We start from the raw sequence: 19,762 nt of genomic DNA on the forward strand, positions 1-19,762 counted from the left end.
CATTCATATTTTCGCATTATGAAATGCCGTACCGCAACATGAAATTTTCCTTGCGAGCGGTTAATCTTCCTTTTTAGAATGCCGGCTGACAGGGGGCCCCCCCCCGCCATCCAGCACAACACCCCGACCCATGCATGGCATGGTAGCCCGGATGATCCCGACTACCATGGCGTGTCCGCGAGCATACGAATAAGCGGGTGTGGTCACGAACGAACCCCAACAGGAGACACACGATGTCCTCTTTCGCCCAGGCTGGCGCCGCGCAGGCTGCCAACGACGAAGACACCCTAGAGACCCAGGAGTGGCTCGAAGCCCTGGCGGCCGTCCTTGATCGCGAAGGACCGCAGCGCGCGCACTACCTGCTGGAACGCCTGATCGACGAAGCCCGTCGTTCCGGCGCCCACATCCCGTTCTCGCCCAACACCGCTTACGTCAACACGATTCCGCCCGGCCTGGAGCCGGCGCACCCGGGCAACCTGGAACTGGAATCGCGCATCCGCTCGTACGTGCGCTGGAACGCCATGGCCATGGTGGTCAAGGCCAACAAGCACAACCCGCCCGATGGCGGCGACCTGGGCGGCCACATCGCGTCGTTCGCCTCGCTGGCCACCATGATCGGCTGCGGCCAGAACCACTTCTGGCACGCTGAAGACGAAGGCCACGGCGGCGACCTGGTCTACTTCCAGGGCCACACCTCGCCCGGCATGTATGGCCGCGCCTACCTTGAAGGCCGCCTGACCGAAGACCAGCTGAACCATTTCCGCCAGGAAGTGGACGGCAAGGGCCTGTCCTCGTACCCGCATCCGAAGCTGATGCCGGACTTCTGGCAGTTCCCGACGGTGTCGATGGGCCTGGGCCCGCTGATGGCCATCTACCAGGCCCGTTTCCTGAAGTACCTGCACGCCCGCGGCATCGCCGACACCAGCAACCGCAAGGTCTGGGTGTTCTGCGGCGACGGCGAAATGGACGAACCCGAGTCGCTGGGCGCCATCGCCCTGGCGGCCCGCGAAAAGCTCGACAACCTGATCTTCGTCATCAACTGCAACCTGCAGCGCCTGGACGGCCCGGTGCGCGGCAACGGCAAGATCATCCAGGAACTGGAAGGCGACTTCCGCGGTTCGGGCTGGAACGTGATCAAGCTGATCTGGGGCGGCTACTGGGATCCGCTGCTGGCGCACGACAAGGAAGGCATCCTGCGCAAGATCATGGAAGAAACCGTCGACGGCGAGTACCAGGCGTACAAGGCCAACGACGGCAAGTTCGTGCGCGAGCACTTCTTCGGCAAGCACCCCAAGCTGCTGGAAGCCGTGTCGCGCATGAGCGACGAGGACATCTGGCGCCTGAACCGTGGCGGCCATGATCCGCACAAGGTCTATGCCGCGTTCGACGCCGCCTCCAAGCATGAAGGCCAGCCGACCGTGATCCTGGCCAAGACCATCAAGGGCTACGGCATGGGCCACGTGGGCCAGGCCAAGAACCCGACCCACCAGCAGAAAAAGCTGGAGCTGGACTCGATCCGCGAATTCCGCGACCGCTTCGGCATCCCCATCCCGGACGACAAGCTAGCCGACCTGCCGTACTTCAAGCCGGCGGAAGATTCGCCCGAAATGAAGTACCTGCACGAGCGCCGCGCCGCGCTGGGCGGCTACCTGCCGCGCCGCCGCGCCAAGGCCGACGAGCAGCTCAAGGCCCCGGCGCTGGACGCCTTCAAGGCCGTGCTCGAACCCACCGCCGAGGGCCGTGAAATCTCCACCACCCAGGCCTTCGTGCGCATCCTGAACCAGGTGCTGCGCGACAAGGAACTGGGCCCGCGCGTCGTGCCGATCCTGGCCGACGAATCGCGCACCTTCGGCATGGAAGGCCTGTTCCGCCAGATCGGCATCTACGCGCCGGAAGGCCAGAAGTACACCCCGGTCGACAAGGACCAGGTCATGTACTACAAGGAATCGGCCGACGGCCAGCTCCTGCAGGAAGGCATCAACGAAGCGGGCGCGATGAGCTCGTGGATTGCGGCGGCCACGTCGTACTCCTCGAACAACCGCATCATGATCCCGTTCTTCATCTACTACTCGATGTTCGGGTTCCAGCGCATCGGCGACCTGGCCTGGGCGGCCGGCGACATGCAGGCGCGCGGCTTCCTGCTGGGCGGCACCGCCGGGCGCACCACGCTCAACGGCGAAGGCCTGCAGCACGAGGACGGCCACAGCCACATCCTGGCCTCGACCATCCCCAACTGCGTCTCGTACGACCCCACCTTCGGCCACGAACTGGCCGTGATCATCCAGCATGGCCTCAAGCGCATGGTGGAAGACCAGGAAAACGTCTACTACTACCTGACGGTGATGAACGAAAACTACCCGCAGCCTGGCCTGACCGCCGGCGACGAGGAAGGCATCATCAAGGGCATGTACAAGCTCAAGTCGCACGGCAAGGGCAAGAACCGCGTGCAGTTGATGGGCTCGGGCACGATTCTGCGCGAAGTCATGGCGGCCCAGGAACTGCTGGAAGCCGACTGGGGCGTGGCCTCGGATCTGTGGAGCGTCACCAGCTTCACCGAACTGCGCCGCAACGGCCTGGACGTCGAGCGCCACAACATGCTGCATCCCGAAGAAAAGACGCCGCAGGTCGCTTACGTCACGGAACAACTGGCCAAGACGGAAGGCCCGATCATCGCCTCGACCGACTACATGAAGTTGTTTGCGGACCAGATCCGTCCGTTCGTGCCCAAGGGCCGCGAATACAAGGTGCTGGGCACCGACGGTTTCGGCCGTTCGGATTTCCGCGCCAAGCTGCGCGAGCATTTCGAAGTGGACCGCCACTTCGTCGTGCTCGCCGCGCTGCGCGCGCTGGCCGATGAAGGCAAGGTGCCGGTGGCCAAGGTGGCCGAGGCCATCAAGAAGTACGGCATCAACCCGAACAAAGCCAACCCGCAATACGCCTGAGGGTAAAGAGACATGAGCAACGTCGTGCAAATCAAGGTTCCCGACATCGGCGACTTCAAGGAAGTGGAAGTCATTGAAGTGCTGGTGGCGGTGGGCGACACGATCAAGGCCGAGCAGAGCCTGATTACCGTCGAATCCGACAAGGCCTCGATGGAAATTCCCGCTTCCACCGGCGGGGTGGTCAAGTCCATCAGCGTCAAGGTCGGCGACAAGGTCGCCGAAGGCTCGGTGGTGCTGGAAGTCGAAGCGGCCGACGCCGCCGCCACCCCGGCCGCCGCCAAGGAAGAACCCAAGGCCGAAGCGCCCAAGCAGGCCGCCGCCGCCGCGCCCGCCGCCAAGGCCGAAGCCGCCGCGCCGGCCGCCGCCAGCGGTCCGGTCGAGATCGAAGTGCCCGACATCGGCGACTTCAAGGAAGTGGAAGTCATCGAAGTCATGGTCGCCGTGGGCGACACCATCAAGGCCGAGCAGAGCCTGATCACCGTCGAGTCCGACAAGGCCTCGATGGAGATCCCGGCCTCGCAGGGCGGCGTGGTCAAGGAAGTGAAGGTCAAGGTCGGCGACAAGGTCGCCAAGGGCTCGGTCGTGGTCGTGGTGGAAGGCAGCGCGCCGGCCGCCGCGCCCGCCAAGGCCGAAGCCGCGCCGGCCAGGTCGGAAGCGCCGGCCGCCAAGGCGCAAGCGCCCGCGGCGCCGGCCGCGCCCGCCGTCGGCTCGCGCCCGGCCCCGACCGCCGCGCTGGAAGACGCCAACCTCAAGCCCGGCCAACTGCCGCACGCCTCGCCGTCGGTGCGCAAGTTCGCCCGCGAACTGGGCGTGAACCTGAGCAAGGTCAAGGGCACCGGCCCCAAGGATCGCATCACCGCCGATGACGTGCGCGCCTTCGTCAAGCAGGCGCTGGCCGCCGGCCCCGTGGCCGCCGTCGCCGGCGGTTCGGCCGATGGCGCCGCGCTCGGCCTGCTGCCGTGGCCCAAGGTCGACTTCACCAAGTTCGGCCCGGTCGAAGCCAAGCCGCTGTCGCGCATCAAGAAGATCTCCGGCGCGAACCTGCACCGCAACTGGGTCATGATCCCGCACGTCACCAACAACGACGAAGCGGACATCACCGACCTGGAAGCGCTGCGCGTCACGCTGAACAAGGAAAACGAGAAGTCGGGCATCAAGGTCACGATGCTGGCCTTCCTGATCAAGGCCGTGGTCGCGGCCCTGAAGAAGTTCCCCGAGTTCAACGCCTCGCTGGACGGCGACAACCTGGTGCTCAAGCAGTACTACCACATCGGTTTTGCGGCCGACACGCCCAACGGGCTGGTGGTGCCGGTGATCCGCGATGCCGACAAGAAGGGCATCCTGCAGATCGCCCAGGAAATGACCGACCTGTCCAAGAAGGCGCGCGAAGGCAAGATCTCGCCCGCCGACATGCAGGGCGGCTGCTTCTCGATCTCGTCGCTGGGCGGCATCGGCGGCACCTCGTTCACGCCCATCATCAACGCCCCCGAAGTGGCCATCCTGGGCGTGTCGCGTTCCTCGCACAAGCCGGTCTGGGATGGCAAGCAGTTCGTGCCGCGCCTGATCGTGCCGCTGTCGCTGTCCTATGACCACCGCGTCATCGACGGCGCCGCCGCTGCCCGCTTCAACGCCTATCTGGGCGCCTTGCTGGCCGACTTCCGCCGCATCGCGCTGTAAACGGGGAGCCCTATGAGCAATACCGTTCAAATCAAAGTGCCGGACATCGGTGACTTCAAGGAAGTCGAAGTCATCGAGGTGCTGGTCGCCGTGGGCGATACCATCAAGGCCGAACAGAGCCTGATCACGGTCGAGTCCGACAAGGCTTCGATGGAAATCCCCGCCTCCACGGGCGGCGTGGTCAAATCCATCAGCGTCAAGGTCGGCGACAAGGTCGCCGAAGGCTCGGTGGTGCTGGAAGTCGAGGCGGCCGCTGCCCCGGCCGCCAAGGAAGCGCCCAAGGCCGAAGCCCCCAAAGCCGAGGCCAAGCCGGCCGCCGCGGCGCCCGCCGCCGCGACCTTCAAGGGTTCGGCCGACGCCGAATACGACATGCTGGTGCTGGGTGCGGGCCCCGGCGGCTATTCGGCCGCCTTCCGCGCCGCCGACCTCGGCCTGTCCGTGGTGCTGGTCGAACGCTACGCCACGCTGGGCGGCGTCTGCCTGAACGTGGGCTGCATCCCGTCCAAGGCGCTGCTGCACAACGCCGCCATCATCGACGAAGCGCGCGAACTGGCTGCCCACGGCATCAGCTTCGGCGAGCCCAAGATCGACCTGGACAAGCTGCGCGGCTACAAGGACAGCGTGGTCGCCAAGCTGACCGGCGGCCTGGCCGGCATGGCCAAGGCCCGCAAGGTCACCGTGGTGACGGGCGTGGGCGAGTTCGCCGACGCCAACCACCTGACGGTCAAGGGCGCCGACGGCAAGACCCAGACGCTGCGCTTCAAGCAGGCCATCATCGCCGCCGGCAGCCAGTCGGTGAAGCTGCCGTTCCTGCCGCAGGACGAGCGCATCGTCGATTCCACCGGCGCCTTGCTGCTGCGTGAAATCCCCAAGAAGATGCTGATCATCGGCGGCGGCATCATCGGCCTGGAAATGGGCACGGTGTACTCCACGCTGGGCGCGCGCCTGGACGTGGTGGAAATGCTGGACGGCCTGATGCAGGGCGCCGACCGCGACCTGGTCAAGGTCTGGCAGAAGAAGAACGCCGGCCGCTTCGATAACATCATGCTCAAGACCAAGACGGTCGGCGCCGAGGCCAGGAAGGACGGCATCTACGTCACCTTCGAGGGCGAGGGCGCGCCGAAGGAGCCGCAACGCTACGACCTGGTGCTGCAGGCCGTGGGCCGCAGCCCCAACGGCAAGAAGATCGGCGCCGACAAGGCGGGCGTCGCGGTGACCGACCGCGGTTTCATCGAGGTCGATCGCCAGATGCGCACCAACGTGCCGCACATCTTCGCCATCGGCGACATCGTCGGCCAGCCGATGCTGGCGCACAAGGCGGTGCATGAAGGCCACGTGGCGGCCGAAGCCGCCGCCGGCCAGAAGTCGTTCTTCGACGCCCGCGTGATCCCGTCGGTGGCCTACACGGATCCGGAAGTGGCGTGGGTCGGCCTGACCGAGGACGAAGCCAAGAAGCAGGGCATCAAGGTCGAGAAAGGCGTGTTCCCGTGGGCGGCCTCTGGCCGCGCCATCGCCAACGGCCGCGACGAAGGCTTCACCAAGCTGCTGTTCGATGCCGAGTCGCACCGCATCCTGGGCGGCGGCATCGTCGGCACCCATGCCGGCGACCTGATCAGCGAAGTGGCGCTGGCCGTGGAAATGGGCGCGGACGTCATTGACATCGCCAAGACCATCCACCCGCACCCGACCCTGGGTGAATCGGTGGGCATGGCGGCCGAAGTGGCCGAGGGCGTCTGCACCGACCTGCCGCCGATGAAGAAGAAGTAAATCGCCCTGGCTGCCCGGATGTACGCATCCGGACGCAGGCATCGCAGCCCGAAGCGCCTCCCGGCCTTCGGGCTGTTTTCATTGCGGCTCGCAAGGCCAGCACCAGGTGTCGGGGCGGCTCAACATCGACGTGCCCGCACGGGCGGCAGCGCTCACGCCGGCTGGCGGTGTTGCTGGAGTGGGTCGAGGAATGGATGCGCGGGCATCGCGCGCATGAAACGCGATGGCGTCGCGGTGCGACGCCTGGAAATCACGCCTGGGTGTTGATGCGCGTGCCGATCTTGCCGTCAATGGCAACCACCGGCAACGATTGCATCAAGGTGGCGACCGTGTCGGCCTGGGCGTTGATGGCTTTCTTGGTGACGCGCGCCTGAACTTCCTGCATCAGTTGCGCGTCGCGCATGGCCAGGCCGGTGTTCACGGTGTTGCTGACGGAAAGATCCATGGCGGGGAGAGTCCTGTGAGGCTTGCCGGACGGGTGTCCGAAACAAAAGGATTATCGCGGATTATCGCGCACTTCATCGGGTCGCGGTGCAATTGCCGGACGAACGCTGGCCCCCCTTTCAGGGCTGGGCGGGGCATTCCTTGACGGCGCCCCAACCCTGGTTCGGATCGCAGTACTGCTTGCGCGCGGCCCAGGCACAGTCGGGACGCTCGAAAAAACCCAACGTCGCGCAGCGCGCCAGCTCGGTTTTCAGGGCATCCACCCAGGCGTGGGGATGCTCGGCGGGGATTTCGGTGATGCGTAGCGTGGGCTTGGGCAGGGCGGGGGCGGCCGGGGGCGGGGCGGCCCCCTCCCGAGCCGGTGTCGCGGTGGGGGCCGTGGCCGGGCCAGCGGCGGTTGCCGCGCCAGCGCCGGGCGGGGCGGCCAGCGGCACGCGCACCGGTCCGGCGGCGGAGGCGCCCGAGCGCGCGGCGTCGGGCGTGCTCCAGGACACCACCAACAACACCAGGGCGCCATAGATCGCCAGGGTGTAGAGCACGGTCAAGGTGGCGTAACCGACCCGTTTGCCCGTGATCGGGGCGGCGCCTTCGCGTCCCACCAGGCTGCGCCAGCCCACCAGCGCGGCGCCTGGCGCGCTGATCAGCCACCAGCCCAACCGCTTGAGCGGCCCGGGGCGCGGGATCGACGCCTGCACGTGCGCGGCCAGCAGCTCGCGCAAGGCGCGGTTTTCTTCGCGCAGGCGCTGAGTGTGCGGATCCACCGGCGCCTGGTCGTCCGGATCCGGGGTGCCGTCATGCCGCTTAGCGAGTGGATCGGGAGGCGTGGTGGTCATGTTGCGAAAAATATAGATACAAAATCGTACGAACGCAATTATGACCGGGCGGCGGGGCGGGCAAAAAAGGAATAAGCCGGCAAAAGTGCCGGCTTCCAGGCAGTCTCTACGGCACGCGGCGTGCCGGCGCTAATCGAGAATGGCGTAGCTGATGTGCGGTTCGTAAGTGAAGCGCTGGATCCGCAACCGGTTCAGTCCCAACTGTTCCATCACGGCGAGGGTCTCGCCCGGCCAGGTGCGATTGTTCAGTTCGTCGAATACGATGACGCCGCCCTTGGGCATGCGCGGCACGAAGTGTTCCAGGCAGATCCTGGTCGGCTCGTACAGATCGAGGTCCAGGTGCAGCAACGACACCACGGTTTGCGGCTCGCGCGCCAGATATGCGGGCACGCTCTGCGCCACGTCGCCCTTGACCAGTTCCACCTTCTGGATGTGGCCGATGAAGCGATTGGCGTCGAACAGCGCGATGGCCCGTTGCAGATCGGCGTAGCTGTCGGCCTGGTAGCCGTGCTCGCGGCGTTCGGTGGTCTGGATCACGGCGTGGCGATCCTGGTCGGCGATGCCGGTGAAGCCGGAAAATGTATCGAAGCCAACGATGCGGCGCTGCAGGTTGACCGGCTCCAGTGTGGCGCTGAGCTGGGCGAAGGTCATGAGACCGCCGCCCCAGTTGACGCCGCATTCCATGATGTCGCCTTGCACGTGCAAGGCCATCTTGAACAGCTCGGTCAGGCACAGGAAGCGCGCCAGGCTTTGGCGCGGCACGAAATTGGCGAAGTTCTCGAGCTTTTCGACCGTACTGCCGGCGGCGTTGGCAAAGAGCTCACCGAGTTCGGCGCGATAGCCAACCTCGCGCGTCGTGCTGCGTCCGTCCTGGCGAAAGCGCGAGGGGTCGAGGGTGTCGTTCATGTTGCGGTCCTGTGGCATTCCTGGAGGCGACGGCGCTGAGCGTCGTGCCCAGGATAATCGACATAGAAGATATTGCTGCGGTCGCCGGTGGGGTAGCGTTGGCGCCGGTATTCGGGATCGGCCAGATCCGTGATGCGCAGTTGCGTGGTCCAGCGGATCTGCTTGCCGAGGTTGGGGGTACTGCGATGCAGCAGCAGTTGCTTGAATATGACCACGTCCCCACGTTGCGCCGTCACGGTGACGGGGGTCTCGGTCACCTCGTAGTCCAGGCTCAAATCCCGTTGCAGGAACGGGACGTAGGGCGCGATCACCTTGTCGCTGATGCGCTTGAAAGGATACAGGCCGCGCTTATGGCTGCCCGGAATCACCTGGATGGTGCCAGCCTCGAGGTTGACGTCCTGGAATGGTATCCACAGGGTCACCGCGTTCTCGGAGCCGAGCAGATACAGCGTGTCCTGGTGCCAGGCGAACAGGTGGCGGGAATCGGCCGGCTTGTCCAGGCGCATGTTGCAGCACCCCATCAGCCCCGGGTGCGCCAGGCCGAGTTCGCGGCAAAGCTGGTCGACCGCCGCGCTGCCCGACATGCGGGACAGGGCCGGCAGGTACTTCAGCCGGTCATACAGCAGCGACTGCGTGGCGGGTTCGAGTTCGTAGCGGCTGAAATCGTGCACGTCGAACTGTGGCCCGACGATACGCCGTCCCAATTCCGTCAATTGATCTTCGAGCTCATCGAGTTCGCCGTGCTTCCAGAAGTCCTTCAAGACCAGATAGCCCTCGGCTTCGAATCTTTCGCGCATATGAGTCCGTTGCTTTTTTTATTGCAGTTTGTTCGGTGGGGGAGCCTGCGACGGCGGGGTCAGTCGCCGGTTTCTTCGCGCCAGCCCAGCACTTTCATGGGGTTGCCGCCCTGGATCGAAAAGGCGGCGACTTCGCCGCGCACGATGGTGCCCGCCGCGATGACGCTGCCCTCGCGCAGGATGGCGCCGTCCAGCAGCACGCAGTTGGCGCCGATCCAGACGTCGTCCTCGATGACGATGCCGCCCTTGCTGGGGCGGAAACCCTGCTGCCGGATCGGCAGGTCGCGCCGCCGGAATTCATGGTTGGCGGGGGCGAAGGTGCAATTGGCCGCGACCGCCACCCGCGCGCCCATGCGGATGCCGTGGCCGGTATAGAGCACGCAGCCGGAATTGATGACGCAGTCCGGGCCGATGACTACGTCGCCATTGCCGCCGGCCGGTTTGATCTTGACGAAGGAATCGACCACGGCGCGCGGGCCGACCAGGATCCGCGTGCCGCGGGTGGAATCCTCGATGTCGGCAAGGGGCGAGACGCGGGCGGTCGGGTCGATCTGGATCATGGCGCGGTCCGCTGCGGTGTCAGGCCTTGCGGCGCAGGAAGCCGTCGGGGGCCGACGTCACCAGCAGGCGGTCTTCGACGGAGCGGTCGATCTCGAATTCGGGGTGGCTCTTGATCCATTCCCAGACGGCGGTCTTGGGATTGTTGCCCTTGCCCCAGTGGCGGCCCGGCCATTCGTAGTCGGCCGGCATGTCTTCAACGAAGGTGTCGAACACCACGCAGTAACTGCCCACGCTGACCAGGTCGGCGTAGGCGTTCAGTTCGGCCAGCACGTGGTCGTGCGTGTGATTCGAATCCAGGCACACCAGGATGTTCTTCTTGCCTTCGGCATGGGCGCGGACCCGGGCGATGGTGGCCGGGTCGATGCTCGACCCCTCGATCAGGTGGATGCGGTCGGCCAGCGGATGGGCTTCGATGGCGCGGCGGTTGTGCTCGCGGATCTCGATGTCCACGCCGACCACTTCGCCCGCGCCCAGCAATTGCAGCATGGAGGCCGACAGCATCAGCGAACCGCCGTGGGCGATGCCGGTCTCGATGATCAGGTCGGGCTTGACCGCCCAGATCAGCTCCTGCATCGCCATGGCGTCCATGGGCAGCTGGATCAACGGCCGGCCCGCCCACGAGAAGTTGTTCATGTATTTGCGCTCCAGCGCCATCTGGCGCCAGGCGATCGACAGTTCGCGGAATTCCTGGTCGGTGGCGAACGAGGCGATGCGCGCGGCCTTTTCCTGGCGGTACTCGGGATGAGCGTCGGGAGTGGTTTCGAGGTAGGACATTCAGATTCCTTTGCGTTGGCGGAACTGCGCCAGAAAATGCGGAAAATAATCGTCGAACGGGCGCGGCACGAGGCCGAAGCGCTCGCGCATGCGTTGCGTATCGATATCGGCGAAGGCCCAGGCTTGCGCCGTGGGCGCTTCGGTGACGGCATAGCCCAGCGCGCTTCGCAGGCACTCGGCGATCTCGCGGTTGGCCACGCCCTGGCCGTGTGCCACATTGAAGATGCCGGTGGCGTCGGAACGGGCGATCGCCAGGATCTGCGCCACCGCGTCGTCGATATACAGATAATCCTTGCGCGAGCACAGCGTGGTCTGCAAGACGATGCGGCCGGTGCGGGCGCCTTCTTCCAGCAACTGGTCGATGAAGCTGTCGGGCGAATCGCGCAGGCCCACCACGTTGGACAGGCGAGCCACCCGCGCCAGCGGATGGCCGCCATGCAGGCATAGCGATTCGCCCATCAGCTTGGACAGGTTGTAGAGATCGCCGGGTGCGTTCGGGTTGACCGCCAGCGTCGCCTGCTCGCGGGTATCGTCCGAGCCGGCGTAGACGCGGGTGCTGGACAGATAGGTCAGGCTGTCGAAATTGCCGGCCGCGATCAGGTCGCGCAACAGGCAGACGTGCGCCTGCACCGTGTCGAGCGGCCGGCTGCGAAAGTCCGAGGTCAGGCCGATCGCATAGATCACGTGGCCCAGGGGACGCCGCAGCAGGGTGGGGTCATCGCGTGCCGGTGCGGCGCAGGCCGCACCGTCGGCGCGCAGGCGCGCCAGCAGGTGGCGGCCGACGAAGCCCGTGGCGCCGAGAACGGTGACCGGCGTGGGCGTCATGCGTCGTGGCCGCCGTCGACCGCCAGACGGGGCACGGCAGTGACCAGCTTGGCGTGCCAGCCGTCGCGCGCGTAGGCCAGCTGCTGCGCCACTTCGGCCTTGAGATTCCAGGGCAGCACCACGATGTACTCGGGCTGGTCCTGGCGCAGCACGTCCTCGGCGACGATGGGAATATGGCTGCCGGGCAGGTACTTGCCCTGCTTGGCGGGGTTCAGGTCCACCACGTAGGGCAGCAGATCGGGCCGCACGCCGGCGAAGTTCAACAGCGTATTGCCCTTGGCGGCGGCGCCATACGCCGCCACGCGCTTGCCGTTGCGGCGCAGCTCCACCAACAGCGCCAGCAGGTCGTTCTTGATGCGCTCGGCCTGTTCCTGGAAGCGGGCGTAGAACGCCGCGCCGGACATGCCTGCCTGACGTTCCTCGTCCAGGGTGCGCGCGACTTCCGCCGTCAGGTCGCGCAGGCCGGTATCGAGCCGCTGGGCATACACGCGCAGGCTGCCGCCATGGGTGGGCAGGTGCTCGACGTCGAACACCTTCAGGCCGTTGGCCTCGAAGATGCGCGACACGGCGGTCAGCGACAGGTAGGAATAGTGTTCGTGATACGCAGTGTCGAACTGGTTTTCGCGCACCATGCGCAGCAGGTGCGGGAATTCGAAGGTCGCCACGCCCTGCGGCTTGAGCAGGGCGGCAAAGCCCGAGACGAAATCGTTGATGTCCGGCACGTGCGCCAGCACGTTGTTGGCGGCGACCAGGTCGGCGGCGCGGCCGGTGCTGGCCAGTTCGTCGCCCAATGCCACGCCGAAAAAGCGCTGCACGATCTCGATGCCGCGCTCGCGCGCGGCCTGGGCGGTGCTGGCGGTGGGCTCCACGCCATAGCACGGGATGCCCGCGGCTTTGACGTACTGCAGCAGATAGCCGTCGTTGGCGGCGATTTCGCACACCATGCTATGGGGGCCGAGTCCGAAGCGGGCGGCCATGGCATCGACGTAGCGGCGCGAATGCGCCAACCACGACGAAGAGAACGAGCTGAAGTAGGCGTAATCGTCGGTGAACAGCGCTTCGCGGCCGGCGTGGTCCTCGGTCTGGACCAGCCAGCACGACTCGCAGACCAGCAGGCGCAGCGGGAACCAGGTCTCGGGTCCGCGCAGCGCGTCGGCGCTGAGGTAGGCATTCGAGGGCGGGGCGTGGCCCAGGTCGAGGAACGGCAGGCGCAGGTCGGCCTGGCAATGACGGCACTTCACAGCGCGACTCCGGGGAAAGCGGCGTCCAGGCGCGGATGGTTCAGGTCGCGCTCGGATACCAGGGTGGGGGGCAGGGGCCAGGAAATGCCCAGTCGGGCATCCTGGAAATGCAGGCCGGCCTCGGCCTGCGGGGCGTAGGCCGCGGAATGGCAATAGAGCATCTGGACCTCGTCGCACAGGGTCTGGAAGCCATGCGCGAAGCCTTGCGGGATCAACAGGGCGCAGCCGTTGTCGGCGGACAGCCGCTCGGCGTGCCATTGCAGGAAAGTGGGCGAACCGCGACGCAGGTCCACCGCGACATCCCAGACTTCGCCGCGGATGCAACTGACCAGTTTCATCTCGGCGTGAGGCGGTAACTGGTAGTGCATGCCGCGCACCGTGCCGCCCGTGGCCGTATGGGTGTGGTTGACCTGTGCGACGGCGCCTTCCCAGCCCGCGGCCCGCAGGGCGTCGGCGTCGAACAGGCGCGCCAGGAAGCCGCGCGCGTCGCCGCGCGGGTGCCGGCGTATCCGCTTCAGGCCGGTCAGTGGCGTGTCGTGGATCTCCAGGCTCATTGCGGCCCCGTATAGTGGTCGATATCGGCATCGCATAGCGCCCGCGCGTCTTCGCCCGCGTCGAAGCGGCGGTACCAGTCCATGCTGCGGGTGACCGCGGTGGCCAACGGCCAGCGCGGCGTGGTGCCGAGCACCGCGCGTGTCTTGGCCGTGTCCAGCATCAGCAGGCCCGCTTCGTGCGGGCCCTCGGGTTGCCCGGCGTAGGCGACCCGGCCGCGGCCGTAGGCCGTTTGCGCCAGGTCGATTACGCTGCGCACCGGGGCGGCCTCGGCGGCGTCCGGTCCGAAGTTGTAGGCATCCGCCAGAGCGGGGTTGTGCCACAGCGCCTGCGCCAGCGCCAGATAACCGGCCAGCGGTTCCAGCACGTGCTGCCAGGGGCGCACCGATTGCGGCCGCCGTACCTGCAGCTCGCGGCCAGCCCGCCAGGCGCGCACGGCGTCGGGCAGCAGGCGATCGACCGACCAGTCGCCGCCACCGATCACGTTGCCGGCGCGCGCGCTGGCGACCGCCAGGCCCTGTGCCTTCAGGAAGGCGTCCCGATACGAGGCGATGACCAGTTCACTGGCCGCCTTGCTGGCGCTGTAGGGGTCATGGCCGCCGAGCGCGTCGTTCTCGCGGTACGGATAAGGCCATTCATTATTGCGATAGACCTTGTCGGTCGTGACCATCACCGCCACCCGGGCGTCCGGCGCCGACCGCAGGGCGTCCAGCAGATGCGCGGTGCCCATGATGTTGGTGGCAAAGGTGCCGACCGGCTCGGCGTAGCTGGGACGAACCAGGGCCTGGGCCGCCAGGTGCAGGACAATCTCGGGCCGCGCCGCGACGACGTGCTGCCGCAACGCGGCGGCATCTCGGATATCGCAGTGGCGTCCCTCGACCAGGTCATCGATGCGGGCCGCCTGGTGCAGGGCGGGCGTGGTGCCTGCCGGCAGGGAGATGCCGGTGACGTGCGCGCCCATGCGGTGCAGCCACAGTGCCAACCAGCCGCCTTTGAAACCGGTATGACCGGTCAACAAGACACGTTTGTGGCGCCAGAAGGCGGGAGAGGGCAGGGAGGACCCGGTCATGAATGCCAAATGGGGATCGAGTGTGGGCGGCGCAGGCTGCGTTTCGGGGGGCGGGCGAATGTCCGTGACACGGGGAATTCTAAAGATATGCGCGCGTCGCAATAGCGGGATCAGTCCAGACATCGACCCCTAGTTTTCGTCCAAGATCGAAGCCATTTTTGCAATATCTGTTGGCAGAGGGAGCGGCGTCCGGCCGCTTGGACTCACGGATGATCGCGCTATCGCCTTTCATGTTCGTCTGGAGCCTATCGAAAATGAGCAAAAATCATCTGAAAACCGTGTTTTTCGGACTGCGCAACCCCACGATGTTCTACGAGGGGCTGCAGACCGCGTTGGATGGAATCGGGGGAGCCATGGGCGCCTACGCGGGCGACAATCTGTTCACTTATGGCCGCAATCTGGGCTTCCTCGATGATCCGGCCCTGATGCAGGCGTTCGGCAAACACGCGAGCACCGAGATCGAACAGGCCTTGCTGTGGCGGGTGTCGGTCATTCTGTGGGGCGTGCGCCATGGCTTGCGCCTGCAAGGCGATTTCGTCGAGTGCGCGTGTTACAAGGGGACGACGGCGCGGATCGTTTGCGATGCGGTCGACTTCGGCGCCCATCCCGATCGCCACTACTATCTTTACGACCTTTTCGAGCACGATGCCTCCCAGCCGCATCACGCCATGCCGGAGCACGGCAAGCATCTGTTCGCCCAGGTGAAACAGCGGTTTTCCGATCTGCCCAATGTCACCGTCACCCAAGGCCGGGTTCCGGAAGTGCTGCGGGAGGCCGCGCCCGGCAAGATTGCCTTCATGCATCTCGACCTGAACAACGCGGATGCGGAAGTCGGCGCACTGGAAACACTGTTCGACCGCATGGTGCCGGGCGCGGTGCTGATCCTGGATGATTATGGCTGGCTAGGGTATCGCGCCCAGAAAGACGCCGAGGACCCCTGGTTCGCGCAGCGCGGTTATCGGGTACTGGAACTGCCCACCGGGCAGGGCCTGTTGATCAAATGAGACGCCCGCGCGCCCCGGGGCGCGCCGTCAGGAACGGCGCGCGACGATACGGGCGCCGGGTTGGCGTCACCAGACCTTCCAGGGCGCCTTGCCCGTGTTCCACAGCGATTCGAGCAGGTTCTTTTCGCGCAGTGTGTCCATGGGTTGCCAGAAGCCCAGATGCTCGTAGGCATGCAACTGCCCGTCGCGGCTGAGGGTTTCCAGCGGTTCGGCTTCCCAACTGGTGTCGTCTCCGTCGATCAGGGGCAGCACGCTGGGTGACAGCACGAAAAAGCCGCCGTTGATCAGCCCGCCGTCGCCGCGCGGCTTCTCGGTGAAGCCGGTGACGCGTTCGCCTTCCCGGCGCAAGGCGCCATAGCGTCCCGGCGGCTGCACCGCGGTGACCGTCGCCTTGCCGCCATGGCGGCGATGGAAGGCGAGGAGTGCGCTGATGTCGACATCCGCCACCCCGTCGCCGTAGGTAAAGCAGAACGCCTCTTCTTCCTTGACGTAGTCGGCCACGCGCTTGAGACGGCCGCCCGTCATGGTGTTCTCGCCGGTGTCAACCAGTGTCACGCGCCACGGTTCGGCCTTGCGCTGGTGCACTTCCATGCGATTGTCGGCCATGTCGAAAGTGACATCGGACATGTGCAGGAAGTAGTTGGCGAAGTACTCCTTGATCATGTAGCCCTTGTAGCCGCAGCAGATCACGAAGTCGTTCACGCCGTGGGCGGAATAGGTTTTCATGATGTGCCACAGGATGGGCCGCCCGCCGATTTCGATCATCGGCTTGGGCCGGGTGTGGGTCTCTTCGGATATGCGGGTGCCCAGCCCACCGGCCAGGATGATTGCTTTCATGCTTGGTTCTCGCACCACTTGGTGAACATGCCGCGCAGGGCGGCTTCGAACTTGCGGGCAAACGCCGGCTCGTCCATCAGGGGGCTGGCGCGCATTTCGTCGCGCAGCGTATTGCGTATGGTTTGCAGCGCCGGCAGGTCGCTGGCCAGCGCCACGACCTTGTTGATATAGGCCTCTTCGTCCTGCGCGATCCATTCGGCGCGGCCAATGCCATGCAGCACCGAGGCGCCGATGCGGCCCATGCTGGGACGGTCGGCCAGCGTCACGTAGGGCACGCCCATGTAGAGTGTCTCGACCAGCGTCACGCCGGAATTGTGCGGGAAGCAGTCCAGCCCGATGTCCATGCCGCGCAGCACGTCCCAGGCGGGGCTGGTGCAGCCGATCTCCAGCCGTTGCCGCTCGATGCCATGCGCCTCGAAACGGCGGATCAACTGCTCGCGCATGGGGCCGTCGCGGTAGCTGGTGCTGTTGACCACCAGATGGGCCTGCGGCAGGCGGCGCAGGATTTCTGACCAGACCCGCACGGTGCGGTCGTTCATGCGGATGGCGCGGGTCAGCGTGCCGAGCGTCACGTAGCCGTTGGTCAGGGCGGGAAGCGGGCCGGGGTCGCCCATGCCGCCACCGGGGCGATAGATGAAGTTGCTCTGCTCCAGGCGCCAGGGCTTTTCGGAGAACAGGTGTTCGTAGCCCTCGGGCAGCATGACGGCGTCCGTCATGATGTAGTCGATGGCCGACAGTCCGGTGGTGTAGCCAAAGCCCAGCCAGGTCAGCGACACCGGCGCGGGCTTGCGCGCGAACGTGCCGAGGCGGTTGCCGGCGGTGTGGCCGGCCACGTCGATCAGGATGTCGATGCCGTCGGCGCGGATGCGTTCGGCCAGTTGGTTGTCGGACAGCGTCGCCGTGGGGACCCAATGGTCGAAATAGGCCTTCAGACGTGGCGTGGTGGCGTCTTCGGTGACCAGCTCGGCATAGGCGGTCAGCTCGAACTGCTCGCGGTCATGGTGCGCGAACAGCGGTTCGATGAAGTAATTGCCGGAGTGCTGGCGGAAATCCGGCGAGACATAGCCGATCTTGAGCTTGCGCCCGGGCTGGCGACCGTTGGCATGGGGCTTCCAGGTCGAGCGCAGCGGCACGCAGAGGTCGGTGTCGTAGTCGCGGTAAACCTGGAACACCTCTTCGGGCGTGCGGTCGTCGGAGTAGTTCATCGCGAACAGCAGGTTGTTGCGCGCTACCGTCGCGGTGGGGTGGTGGGCCAAGACCCGGCGCGTCATCTGCTCGGCCAGCGTGACGTCACCCGCATCGATATAGATCTTGCTGAGGTTGATGAGCGCCTTGCGATGGGTCGGTTCCAGGGCAAGCGCCGCCTGGTTGCAGGCCTCGGCTTCCTTGTAGCGCCTTTCGGCGGCCAGGGCGTCGGCAAGCGCCGAGTGCGCTTCCGCACTGCGCGGCGCCAGTTCGACCGCGCGGCGGCCCACGCCGATCGCTTCGGACGTGCGGCCGAGCTGCGTCAACACCGCGGCCAGCACGATGTAGTTCTGCGGCTCGGCGGGCAACAGATCCACCATGGTCAATCCGGGCTCCAGGGCCTCGCTGCCGCGGAAGTTGCTGAACAGGGCGACCGTCAGCGATTCCCATGCCTCCCAGAGGCGGGGTGCCAATTTGGTCAGGCGCCGTGCGATCAGCTCGCCTTCCGCATAGGCTTTTTGCAGCATCGCGTCGCGCATGCGCTTGACCTGCGCTGCGATGGCGGCCGGCGGGTTGGACTGGTAGCCGTTCTCGTGCAGCACACGTGCGTTCAGGCTCAGGCAGGCCTGGGCGCTGGCGTACATGCCCACCAGCGGCATGTATTTGCTGTCCGCGGCCTTGAGCGTGCGCCGCAGCAGGTCGCTCCAGGGCTTGGGGCCGCCGAGCACCAGTCCGTAGCGTTTCAGGACGGTCAAGGTTTCCGCCACGTCCGCCGGTTCGGGCGCGGGCTGGCCCTCGGCCGGCTGGCTTGGCAACCGGCCGGCGGCCAGGTTGGCCAGCACGGCGGCCTGGGCGGGCGGTGGCATGTAGTTGACGGTTTCGTGCCACAGGTTAAAGCGCGGCAGCGGCGCTTCCCCCTCGGCGGGCGCCGGCTCCAGCAGGAACGGCATCAGGCCGAACGTCGCGTCGCCCTCGACGTCGTAGGGCCCCCGATCCAGGCAGTACTGCGCCAGGTCGCTTTCCAGCAGTGTCTGCAACACGCGGTTCAGGATCCGCACCGCCGCGTCGTTGTCGATGTTGTTGCGGTAGATCAGCACGGCTTGCAGCGTGCCGTAGGGCAGCGAGGCGGGCCAGGCGTGCGTCAAGGTCTCCACCACGGTCACCGCATCGGCGTCCTGCGCGACCAACGCGCGGCCCAGATGGTCCACATAAGTGGCGCCTTGCTCCTGGCCATTGGCCGCGAGCCGGACCGGTCCGCAGGCAAAGCGCAGGTCTTTCAGGCGGGCCAGGTCGAGACGCTGGACGGCGTCGGCGCGTTGCTGGCCCACCCACAGACATTGGCGGAAGGCGCGGCCCGTGGCGAAGTCCAGGTACTGCTGGCGCACCGTGGCCGGTTGGCCCATGGTCAGCAGGCTGTGCTTGAGCGAAACGCCCTGGCCGAATGACAGCGGCAGTTCGCTCAGGGGTTGCGCGTCTCCCAGGTAGGCCAGGCCGGCGGCCGCCGCCTGGCCGGCCAACTCGACGAAATAGCTGGGGTTGCATGCCAGCGGCGCCGGCGTCGCGGTGGTATCGCCCAACGCGCGTTCGAACAGGGCCGCCGCGGCCGCCAGCGTGGCGGCGTGCGGATTGGTCGCCGCCATGCCGTCCTTGAACAGCGACAGGGCCGCCGTCGCGCTCTGGCGCAATTCGGCCTCGTCCTGCGCGGCGTGGCCGTGCAGCAGGATCGCGTCGCGGACGACTTCCAGCGACTTGGCGCCGGGATATACATGGCTGTCCAGGTATAGCAGGCCGCACGGCGACAGCAGTTGGCCACAGGTCTGCAACAGCGCCTGTTGGGCCGGCCCCGGCAGGTAACTATAAAGGCCGGTCACGATCACGTAGTCGAACTGGCCGAGCTGGGTGCCGATGTCGGCGGCCTCGCCCACGTACAACGTCAGGTTGGCCGCGCCCAGGCGCTGGGCGGCCGCGATGCCTTGCGCCACCTGTGTCTCGGCGTTGTCGATGCCCACGGCCTGTGCTTGCGGATAGGCCAGCGCGAACGGCAGCAGCCCGGCGCCGTCGCCGCAGCCGATGGCCAGCACGCGCGCTTTTTCCAGGGGGACGGTTTCGACGCCGTAGAGATGGGCGGTGGCGCGAAGCCGCGCCGGAGAATGGCTGGAGGCCAGGCGTCCGGGGTCGGCGGCGGCTTGTCGTTGGGTATGGGCCGGATAAGACATGGGGCGAGAAAGAGTGGGACGAACCCAGGGATGCAGTGCGCTAATTCTATGAACGCCCGGGCGCGCTCATTCGTCGAATCAGCGTGCCAATTCGCCGCCAGTTTGGATGAAACCTTGAAACAAGCTTCGCCC

16 protein-coding genes are annotated in these 19,762 nt (G+C 66.3%); 4 read left to right on the forward strand and 12 right to left on the reverse strand.

The genetic code is table 11. The features are described 5' to 3' along the window. The first annotated feature begins 233 nt into the window (after positions 1 to 233). From aceE to lpdA, 3 genes are read left to right on the forward strand one after another with little or no spacing between them, the layout of a single operon-like run. Positions 234 to 2,942 (forward strand): pyruvate dehydrogenase (acetyl-transferring), homodimeric type, encoded by a 2,709-nt coding sequence (gene aceE, locus ACN6O8_RS11055; RefSeq protein WP_427991093.1) that lies wholly within the window; start codon positions 234 to 236, stop codon positions 2,940 to 2,942. 12 nt (positions 2,943 to 2,954) lie between these two features. Further along, positions 2,955 to 4,619, forward strand: a complete 1,665-nt coding sequence (gene aceF / locus ACN6O8_RS11060) for a dihydrolipoyllysine-residue acetyltransferase (RefSeq protein ID WP_427991094.1) — start codon at positions 2,955 to 2,957, stop codon at positions 4,617 to 4,619. Positions 4,620 to 4,631: 12 nt separating this feature from the next. Then, the gene (lpdA, locus tag ACN6O8_RS11065) at positions 4,632 to 6,386 is read left to right on the forward strand and encodes a dihydrolipoyl dehydrogenase (protein WP_427991095.1); all 1,755 of its coding nucleotides are present in this window, start codon (positions 4,632 to 4,634) and stop codon (positions 6,384 to 6,386) included. Between the two features lie 250 nt (positions 6,387 to 6,636). Here lpdA and ACN6O8_RS11070 read toward each other — a convergent pair whose 3' ends face one another. The 10 genes from ACN6O8_RS11070 to rfbG form a co-directional block, all read right to left on the reverse strand. Further along, positions 6,637 to 6,831, reverse strand: a complete 195-nt coding sequence (locus tag ACN6O8_RS11070; protein ID WP_006387491.1) for a putative motility protein — start codon at positions 6,829 to 6,831, stop codon at positions 6,637 to 6,639. Positions 6,832 to 6,949: 118 nt separating this feature from the next. Then, positions 6,950 to 7,663, reverse strand: a complete 714-nt coding sequence (locus tag ACN6O8_RS11075) for a hypothetical protein (protein ID WP_427991096.1) — start codon at positions 7,661 to 7,663, stop codon at positions 6,950 to 6,952. A 129-nt stretch (positions 7,664 to 7,792) separates the two neighbouring features. Continuing rightward, a complete protein-coding gene (locus ACN6O8_RS11080) occupies positions 7,793 to 8,569 on the reverse strand; it encodes a TylF/MycF/NovP-related O-methyltransferase (protein WP_427991097.1) in 777 nt (258 codons plus the stop codon). After that, a complete protein-coding gene (locus tag ACN6O8_RS11085) occupies positions 8,566 to 9,366 on the reverse strand; it encodes a phytanoyl-CoA dioxygenase family protein (RefSeq protein WP_427991098.1) in 801 nt (266 codons plus the stop codon). The genes ACN6O8_RS11080 and ACN6O8_RS11085 overlap by 4 nt, the downstream gene beginning before the upstream one ends. Positions 9,367 to 9,425: 59 nt before the next feature. After that, the gene (locus tag ACN6O8_RS11090) at positions 9,426 to 9,926 is read right to left on the reverse strand and encodes an acyltransferase (RefSeq protein WP_427991099.1); all 501 of its coding nucleotides are present in this window, start codon (positions 9,924 to 9,926) and stop codon (positions 9,426 to 9,428) included. Between the two features lie 19 nt (positions 9,927 to 9,945). After that, the gene (locus ACN6O8_RS11095; protein ID WP_427991100.1) at positions 9,946 to 10,701 is read right to left on the reverse strand and encodes a cephalosporin hydroxylase family protein; all 756 of its coding nucleotides are present in this window, start codon (positions 10,699 to 10,701) and stop codon (positions 9,946 to 9,948) included. After that, positions 10,702 to 11,526 carry an NAD-dependent epimerase/dehydratase family protein gene (locus ACN6O8_RS11100; protein ID WP_427991101.1) on the reverse strand — a complete coding sequence of 275 codons (825 nt, stop codon included), beginning with the start codon at positions 11,524 to 11,526 and terminating at the stop codon, positions 10,702 to 10,704. Beyond that, positions 11,523 to 12,767: a methyltransferase domain-containing protein gene (locus ACN6O8_RS11105; protein ID WP_427991102.1), complete on the reverse strand. Its 1,245-nt coding sequence runs from the start codon at positions 12,765 to 12,767 to the stop codon at positions 11,523 to 11,525. The genes ACN6O8_RS11100 and ACN6O8_RS11105 overlap by 4 nt, the downstream gene beginning before the upstream one ends. Continuing rightward, a complete protein-coding gene (locus ACN6O8_RS11110) occupies positions 12,764 to 13,321 on the reverse strand; it encodes a dTDP-4-dehydrorhamnose 3,5-epimerase family protein (protein ID WP_427991103.1) in 558 nt (185 codons plus the stop codon). The genes ACN6O8_RS11105 and ACN6O8_RS11110 overlap by 4 nt, the downstream gene beginning before the upstream one ends. Next, complete coding sequence (gene rfbG, locus ACN6O8_RS11115) at positions 13,318 to 14,388, reverse strand: CDP-glucose 4,6-dehydratase (protein ID WP_427991104.1); 1,071 nt, start codon at positions 14,386 to 14,388, stop codon at positions 13,318 to 13,320. Before rfbG ends, ACN6O8_RS11110 begins: the two co-directional genes overlap by 4 nt. Before the next feature lie 254 nt (positions 14,389 to 14,642). Here rfbG and ACN6O8_RS11120 point away from each other — a divergent pair, with 254 nt between their 5' ends. Next, a complete protein-coding gene (locus ACN6O8_RS11120; protein WP_427991105.1) occupies positions 14,643 to 15,392 on the forward strand; it encodes a TylF/MycF/NovP-related O-methyltransferase in 750 nt (249 codons plus the stop codon). Positions 15,393 to 15,458: 66 nt separating this feature from the next. Here the strand turns inward: ACN6O8_RS11120 and rfbF are convergent, their stop codons facing one another. Continuing rightward, positions 15,459 to 16,229 (reverse strand): glucose-1-phosphate cytidylyltransferase, encoded by a 771-nt coding sequence (gene rfbF / locus ACN6O8_RS11125; RefSeq protein WP_427991106.1) that lies wholly within the window; start codon positions 16,227 to 16,229, stop codon positions 15,459 to 15,461. Further along, positions 16,226 to 19,630 (reverse strand): methyltransferase domain-containing protein, encoded by a 3,405-nt coding sequence (locus ACN6O8_RS11130; protein WP_427991107.1) that lies wholly within the window; start codon positions 19,628 to 19,630, stop codon positions 16,226 to 16,228. Before ACN6O8_RS11130 ends, rfbF begins: the two co-directional genes overlap by 4 nt. Positions 19,631 to 19,762: the final 132 nt, after the last annotated feature.

Origin of the sequence: Achromobacter sp., assembly GCF_050285565.1 — a bacterium.
GTDB lineage: Bacteria > Pseudomonadota > Gammaproteobacteria > Burkholderiales > Burkholderiaceae_B > Achromobacter.